Source organism: Aquibium sp. A9E412 (genome assembly GCF_030398335.1).
Classification (GTDB): Bacteria; Pseudomonadota; Alphaproteobacteria; order Rhizobiales; family Rhizobiaceae; genus A9E412.
Genome location: NZ_JAOAOP010000043.1, coordinates 23,467 through 30,853, shown reverse-complemented (window position 1 = coordinate 30,853; position 7,387 = coordinate 23,467). Strand labels below are relative to the sequence as shown.

Genomic DNA, 7,387 nt, shown 5'->3' with positions numbered 1-7,387 from the left:
GCTCGTCGACCCGCCGCGCCGGCCGCGCCGCCGCCGCCTCGTCGCCGCCGCCGTGCCGCGCATCGCCGTGCCCGGCGCCACCCCGCGCCTGCCGCTGCCGCTGCGCCCTCCGCCGGCGCCCGACGACCCGATCGACGCCACGCGGCTGTCGCTGCGCCTGGCCGCGCTGGCCGCCGCGCTCGACGACCTGCCGGCGCAGGCCCGCCGCTTCGTCCGCTGGCGCGCCCGGCCCGTCGCACCCGCCCGCGGGCGCGCGCCGGACGCCGCCCGGCTGCGCCGCCTGTGGCCGCTGCGGCCCGGCCTGCCGCCCGGCCAGAGCCTGGCCAGCCACCGCCGGCCGACGCATGCCGTCCACGTCATCCTCGACGCCGTCCACGGCCTCGCCTTCGAGGCGCTGGCCGCCCCCGACACCTCGTGACGGCGGCCGGCCGCCACCGCCGCCGCGCCTGCCCGTTCCCGCCCGTCCGCTTCCGGCGGCGGCGGCGCGCGGCCGCGCGTGCGCCGGTCCGGCACCCGCGGACGTCGACTTCCGGGTGGACAAGCCCGCCGCCGCGCCGCATCCTCGCCGCCCATCCGGAGGACGACAGCATGCAGACGGGAACGATCCGCGCCGGCATCGGCGGCTGGACCTTTGCGCCGTGGGAGGGCACCTTCTATCCCGCCGACCTGCCGAAGAAGCGGCAACTCGAATACGCCGCGCGCCAGCTCGCCACCATCGAGGTCAACGGCACCTACTACCGCGGCCAGACGCCGGCCACCTTCGCCAAATGGGCGGCCGAGGCGCCGCCCGGCTTCGTCTTCGCGCTGAAGGGCAACCGCTTCGTCACCAACCGCAAGGTGCTCGCCGAAGCCGCGGACTCGCTGGACAAATTCTTCGCCCAGGGGCTCGAGGCGCTGGGCGACAAGCTCGGCCCGATCGTCTGGCAGTTCGCGCCGACCAAGCGCTTCGAGCCGGACGACGTCGCCCGCTTCCTCGACCTCTTGCCGCAGGCCCATGCCGGCCTGGCGCTGCGCCACGTGCTGGAGGTGCGGCACGCCTCCTTCGCGGTGCCGGAGTTCGTCGCCCTGGCGCGCCGCCGCGGCGCCGCCATCTGCTACGCCCATCACCACGTCTATCCCGAGATCGCCGACGTGACGGCCGACTTCGTCTATGCCCGGCTGCAGCAGGGCGACGACGCGCTGCCGGCCGCCTACCCGCCGGCCGCCCTCGACGCCTGGGCCGGGCGCGCGCGGAGCTGGGCCGGCGGCGGCCAGCCCGACGACCTGCCGCGCGCCGATCCCGGCACCGTGCCCGAGCGGCGGCCGCGCGACGTCTTCGTCTACTTCATCCACGAGGGCAAGCTGCGCGCGCCGCAGGCCGCCCGGGCGCTGCAGCAGCGCGTCGCCGGACCGGCCGCCGCCGACACCCCGTGAGGGGCGCGGGATTCCCCTGGAAAATCAGGCCCTTGCGCCGGCCACCTGACTCGCCTTGCCGGCCGCCTGACGTGCCGGGTCAGGCCGCCGGCATCAGCCGGCCGAGCACCGCCGGCAGCCGCTCCGGCAGGTCCTCCGCGATCAGCCCCGGCCCGCCGCCCTGCGCCGTCTCGGCATGCAGCCAGGCGGCCGCCGCCGCCGCCTCGAAGGCCGGCATGCCCTGCGCGGCCAGCGCGGCGATCAGCCCGGCGAGCACGTCGCCCGCGCCCGCCGTCGCCAGCCACGGCGTGCCGTTGGCGTTGATCGCCGCGCGCCCGTCCGGCGCGGCGACCACCGTGTCGGGCCCCTTGAGGAGCACCACCGCGCCGGCGCGCGCCGCCGCCAGCCGCGCCCGCTCGAGCTTGCCGAGCGCCGCGTCGCCGGCCAGGTCGCCGAACAGCCGGGCGAACTCGCCGGCATGCGGCGTCAGCACCAGCGCCGCCGCCTGCGCCGCCCGCGCCGCCTCGAACAGCCGCTCCGGCGCGTCGCGGAAGGCTGTGATGCCGTCGGCGTCGAGCACCAGCGTCTGCCGCCCCGCCGCCGCCGGCGGCGCCAGCAGCGTCTCGGCATAGACGCGGGCCGTCTCGCCGACGCCGAAGCCCGGCCCCAGCACCCAGGCCTCGGCGCGCCGCGCCGCGCGGAAGGCGGTCAGGTCGTCGCGGCCGTCGAGCCGCTTCACCATGATGGCGGTAAGCTGGCAGGCATTGACCAGCAGCGCCTCGGGCGGCGACAGCACCGTGACGGCGCCGGCCCCGCCGCGCGCCGCGCCGCGCGCGGCCAGCCGCGCCGCCCCCGTCGCGTCCGGCCCGCCCGACAGCACCGCGACATGGCCGCGGCGGTATTTGTGCGTGTCGGCCGCCGGCCATGGCAGCGCCGCGCGCCACAGCGCCGGGCCGTTCTCGAAGGCCGTCGGCGCCACCGCCGGCAAGACGTGATCGGCGATGCCGATGTCGGCCACCAGCACCGCGCCGCACAGCGCCCGGCCGGGATAGAGCAGATGGCCCGGCTTCTTGCGGAAGAAGGTGACGGTGAGCGCGGCCTGCGCCGCGGCGCCGAGCACCGTGCCGCGCGCGCCGTCGAGGCCGGACGGCAGGTCGACGGCGACGACCCGCGTGCCGGCCATGCGTTCGACCGCCGCTGCGTAGCGGCCGGCGAGCGGCTTCGACAGCCCGGCGCCGAACAGCGCGTCGACCACCACGGCGCCCGGCGCCGGGGCGAAATCGGCCAGCGGCTCCGCATCGAGCGGACAGCGCGCGGCGGCGGCCGCCGCGTCGCTGCCCGCCCGCGGCACGTCCTCGCGCCACAGCCGCACGGCGACACCGCGCGCGGCGAGCAGCCGGGCGACGACATAGCCGTCGCCGCCATTGTTGCCCGGCCCGCACACGACGTGGACCGGCTCGGCCGCGGGGAAGCGCGCCAGCAGGGCATCGGCGACGGCCGCGCCGGCGCGCGCCATCAGCTCGGCCCCGTCAAACGGCCCGGCCGCGATCGCCAGCCGGTCGGCCTCGGCCATTTCGGCAGGAGTGAGAAGCTCGTGCATGGCATGCTCCGGCGGGCTGGATCGGGCGAGCCTACGCCGCCGGCCGGCAGGCGGCAAACGGCACGGCTGCCTCTTTTGCGGGCGTATTGCACAATCCTTGATCACCCGCCAGACTGCGCCGCGATGGAGTCACCCCGCCGCTGCCCGTCCGCACGCCGCCCGATCGAGCCGGCCGCCGCCGGCGGCGCGGCTTACCGCCCGGACGGCCTGGCGGCACGGCACGAAAAGCAAACTGGCACGGAACGTGCTTAATCGGAGGCGAAGCGGGAAAAGCGCCCGCTTTCAAAGGCATCGGAGGCCGCCAAGGCATGAAGAAGATCGAGGCGATCATCAAACCGTTCAAGCTCGACGAGGTGAAGGAGGCGCTCCAGGAGGTGGGCCTGCAGGGCATCACCGTGACCGAGGCCAAGGGGTTCGGCCGCCAGAAGGGGCACACGGAACTCTATCGCGGCGCGGAGTACGTCGTCGATTTCCTGCCCAAGGTGAAGATCGAGGTGGTGCTCGGCGACGACACCGTCGAGGCCGCCGTCGAGGCGATCCGCAAGGCCGCCCAGACCGGCCGCATCGGCGACGGCAAGATCTTCGTGTCGAACGTCGAGGAAGCCATCCGCATCCGCACCGGGGAGACCGGAACGGACGCCATCTGATCGCCGCGGCGCCGCCGTGCCTCCAGCATTTTCGCAACCAGGGAAAGCAGAAATGACATCAGCCAACGACCTCCTCAAGCAGATCAAGGACAACGAGGTGAAGTTCCTCGATCTGCGCTTCACGGACCCGAAGGGCAAGATGCAGCACGTGACGATGGACGCCGTTGCTGTCGACGAGGACATGTTTGCCGACGGCATCATGTTCGACGGCTCGTCCATCGCCGGCTGGAAGGCCATCAACGAGTCCGACATGGTGCTGATGCCCGATCCCGAGACGGCGCACATGGACCCCTTCTTCGCCCAGTCGACCATGGCGGTGGTCTGCGACATCCTCGATCCGGTGTCGGGCGAATCCTACAACCGCGACCCGCGCGGCACGGCCAAGAAGGCCGAGGCCTACATGAAGTCCGAGGGCGCGGGCGACACCTGCTATGTTGGCCCGGAGGCCGAGTTCTTCGTCTTCGACGACGTCAAGTACCGCTCCGACCCCTACAACACCGGCTTCGTCATCGATTCCACCGAGCTGCCGGAGAACAGCGACACCGACTACGAGACCGGCAATCTGGGCCACCGGCCGCGCATGAAGGGGGGCTATTTCCCCGTGCCGCCGGTCGATTCGGCGCAGGACATGCGCTCGGAGATGCTGTCGGTGCTCACCGAGATGGGCGTCGTCGTCGAGAAGCACCACCACGAGGTCGGCGCCGCCCAGCACGAGCTCGGCATCAAGTTCGACACGCTGGTGCGCAACGCCGACAAGATGCAGATCTACAAGTACGTCGTGCATCAGGTGGCGCATGCCTACGGCAAGTCGGCCACCTTCATGCCCAAGCCGGTGTTCGGCGACAACGGCTCGGGCATGCACGTGCACCTGTCGCTGTGGAAGGACAGCAAGCCGACCTTCGCCGGCAACGAGTATGCCGGCCTGTCGGAGAGCTGCCTCTACTTCATCGGCGGCATCATCAAGCACGCCAAGGCGATCAACGCCTTCGCCAACCCGCTGACCAACTCCTACAAGCGCCTGGTGCCGGGCTACGAGGCGCCGGTGCTGCTCGCCTATTCGGCGCGCAACCGCTCCGCCTCGTGCCGCATCCCCTTCGGCTCGTCGCCGAAATCGAAGCGCGTCGAGGTGCGCTTTCCCGATCCGGGCGCCAACCCCTACCTCGCCTTCGCCGCCATGCTGATGGCCGGCCTCGACGGCATCAAGAACAAGATCCATCCCGGCCAGCCGATGGACAAGGATCTCTACGACCTGCCGCCGAAGGAGCTGAAGCGCGTGCCGACCGTCGCCGGCTCGCTGCGCGAGGCGCTGATGAGCCTCGACAAGGACCGCGGCTTCCTCAAGGCCGGCGGCGTCTTCGACGACGACCAGATCGACGCCTATATCGAGCTCAAGATGGCCGAGGTGATGCGTTTCGAGATGACGCCGCATCCGGTCGAGTACGACATGTACTACTCGGTCTGATCCGGCCGCCTGTGCGGCGGCCTGCCGCCGCGCCGATCGCCGACGCGAAGCCCCGCCCCCGGCGGGGCTTTTCGCGTCGGGCCGCCGCCGCGGCGGAAATTGCGGCCGTCGTCGCTTTCGGCTAGACCATGCCGGCAAACGGCATGACACCGGTTTTCGCAACGACGTCATGGTTCATCTGTTCGATCTTGCCGCAAGGGTGCGACGCCTGGCGCGTTCGCCCGGCTGCGCCACGCTGTAACCCGGCCAGGCGGACGCGCCGTCGCCGGCCGCCCGCCTGCGCCTTCACCGGAGACGCCGCCCATGTCCGTCCTGTCGAGGGCCAGCCGCCGCCACTGGCGCGCCAGCGTGCTGTTGGCCGCGCTGACGCTCGGCCTGTGGGTCCTGCTGGTGCTCGTGCTGCCGTTCGCCGCCGCCGCGCTCGACCGCGCTGCCTTCGCCGGCCTGCCGCTCGGCCGCTGGATGCTCGCCCAGGGGGCGCTAGCCGGCCTGCTCCTGCTTGTCGCCGCGCACAACCGGCGACAGGACCGCCTTGACGACCGCGTCGGCCTCGACGACGAATGACGGCGCTCGACAGCCTGCCCGCGCGCCGCCGCTTCCCGGCCCGGCCGCGCCGCCTGTTCGGCACCATCGCCGTCGGCCTCGTCGCCCTCGCCGCGCTCGCCGTGGCGCTCGAGCGGCTCGGCGTCGGCGCGCAGACGATCACGCTTCTCCTGACCGTCTACCTGCTGGCCGCCGTGGCGACCGTCGCGCTGGCCGCGCGCAGCATGACGCCGGGTGGGGTGCTGCTGGCCGACCGGCGCGTGCCGGCCTTCTGGAACGGGCTGGCGCTGGCCGGCGGCGCGCTCGGCGGCGCGACGCTGGTGGCGCTCGCCGGCGGGCCGGCCGGCGAGCCCGCGCTCGCCGCGGGGCTGGCGCTCGGGCTGCCGGCCGGGCTGGTGCTGGCGGGCGTGCTGCTGGCGCCGCAGCTGCGCCGCGCCGGCGCGGTCTCGGTGCCGGACTTTCTCGCCATGCGCTACGGCGCGGCGCTGCGGCCGGCCGGACTGGCCGTGCTTCTCGTCGCCTGCTTCGTGCTGCTCACCGTCCAGATCGACCTGCTTGGCCGGCTCGCCGCGGTCGTCTTCGGCCTTTCGCCGTCCGCTGCGCGCTGGGCCGGCCTGGTCGCGGTCCTGGTCTGCGTCGTGCCCGGCGGCATGCGCTCGGTGACGTGGACGCAGGCCGCCCTGTCGCTCGTCCTGATCATCGCCCTGCTCGCGGTCGCCGCCTGGCTGACCGAGGCCGCCGGGCTCGGCTTCGTGCCGCACCTCACGCTCGGCGAGGCGGCCGCGCGCGCCGCCGCGACGCCGGCCGGGCCCGGCGCCGCGCTGCCCGGCGCCGCCGACGCCTTCGCGCTCGCCGCGACGGCGCTCTGCGCGGCCTGCGGCATCGCCGCCATGCCGCACGTGCTGCTGCGCTTTCTTGCCGCCGCCTCGGGCCGCACCGCACGGCGCACGGCGAGCCACGCGCTCGTGTGGGGCGTCGTGCTGTTCACCGTCCTGCCCGTGCTGGCGCTGCTCGCGCAACGCGCCGCCCTCGACTTCGCCGCAGTCGGCACGCCCGACGCGGCGGCGCTGTCCGGCATGGCGCTGCAGGCGGACACGGCGTTCATCGCCCTGCCCGCGCTCGCCGGCCTGCCGGCGGCCGCCGGCGCGCTGGCGCTGGTCGCCGCGGCCGGCGCCGCGCTCGCCGTCGCCGCCGGGCTGCTGATGGCGATGGCCGGCGCGCTCAGCCACGACCTGCATCACCGCATGCTCGATCCGCGCGCCGACGCGGCCGTGCGGCTGCTGCTCGTGCGCCTGTTCGCCGCCACGCTCGGCGCGCTCGCCGTGCCGGCCGCCGGGCTCGCGATCGCCGGCACGCTGCCGCTTGCCGTGTGGGCGCTGTCGCTGGCCGCCTCCGGCCTGTTCGTGCCGCTGGTGCTCGGGGTGTGGTGGCGGCGCGCCAACGGGCCGGGGGCGCTCGCCGGGCTCGTTGCCGGCACGGTCGCCGCCGGCGGCTATCTCTATCATCTGGCGATCGGCGGCGCGCCGTGGTTCGGCATCGACGCGATGCGCGTCGGCCTCGTCGGCCTTGCCGCCAGCCTGCTGGCGACGATCGGCGTGTCGCTGCTCACCCCGCCGCCCGGACCCGCGCGGCAGGCCTTCGTGCGCCGCATCCGCCTGCCGGCGCGCGGCCGCGACGTGCCGCCGCTCGACTGAGCCGGCGCACGGCCGCTGCCGGGCGAAGGATCGCCCCTTGCGGCAAACC

The 7,387-nt window shown here is 74.4% G+C and carries 6 protein-coding genes and 1 pseudogene; 6 read left to right on the top strand and 1 reads right to left on the bottom strand.

Translation table 11 applies throughout. The annotated features are described in order from the left end of the window. Together N1F89_RS14640 and N1F89_RS14635 are read left to right on the top strand one after the other, a co-directional pair. Positions 1-418 (top strand): annotated as a pseudogene (locus tag N1F89_RS14640) (hypothetical protein); the annotation flags it as partial. Between the two features lie 170 nt (positions 419-588). Next, positions 589-1,413 (top strand): DUF72 domain-containing protein, encoded by an 825-nt coding sequence (locus N1F89_RS14635; RefSeq protein WP_290084931.1) that lies wholly within the window; start codon positions 589-591, stop codon positions 1,411-1,413. A gap of 79 nt (positions 1,414-1,492) precedes the next feature. Here N1F89_RS14635 and N1F89_RS14630 read toward each other — a convergent pair whose 3' ends face one another. Beyond that, entirely contained in the window at positions 1,493-2,992 is a 1,500-nt protein-coding gene (locus tag N1F89_RS14630; RefSeq protein WP_290084930.1) for an NAD(P)H-hydrate dehydratase, read from the bottom strand. Between the two features lie 308 nt (positions 2,993-3,300). Between N1F89_RS14630 and N1F89_RS14625 the strand changes: the two genes are divergently transcribed. The 4 genes from N1F89_RS14625 to N1F89_RS14610 all read left to right on the top strand — a co-directional run bounded on the left by N1F89_RS14625 (position 3,301) and on the right by N1F89_RS14610 (position 7,338). Beyond that, complete coding sequence (locus N1F89_RS14625) at positions 3,301-3,639, top strand: P-II family nitrogen regulator (RefSeq protein ID WP_290084929.1); 339 nt, start codon at positions 3,301-3,303, stop codon at positions 3,637-3,639. 52 nt (positions 3,640-3,691) lie between these two features. Next, positions 3,692-5,101 (top strand): type I glutamate--ammonia ligase, encoded by a 1,410-nt coding sequence (glnA, locus tag N1F89_RS14620; protein WP_290084927.1) that lies wholly within the window; start codon positions 3,692-3,694, stop codon positions 5,099-5,101. 303 nt (positions 5,102-5,404) lie between these two features. Then, positions 5,405-5,665, top strand: a complete 261-nt coding sequence (locus N1F89_RS14615; protein WP_290084924.1) for a sodium/substrate symporter small subunit — start codon at positions 5,405-5,407, stop codon at positions 5,663-5,665. After that, entirely contained in the window at positions 5,662-7,338 is a 1,677-nt protein-coding gene (locus N1F89_RS14610; protein WP_290084923.1) for a hypothetical protein, read from the top strand. Before N1F89_RS14615 ends, N1F89_RS14610 begins: the two co-directional genes overlap by 4 nt. Positions 7,339-7,387: the final 49 nt, after the last annotated feature.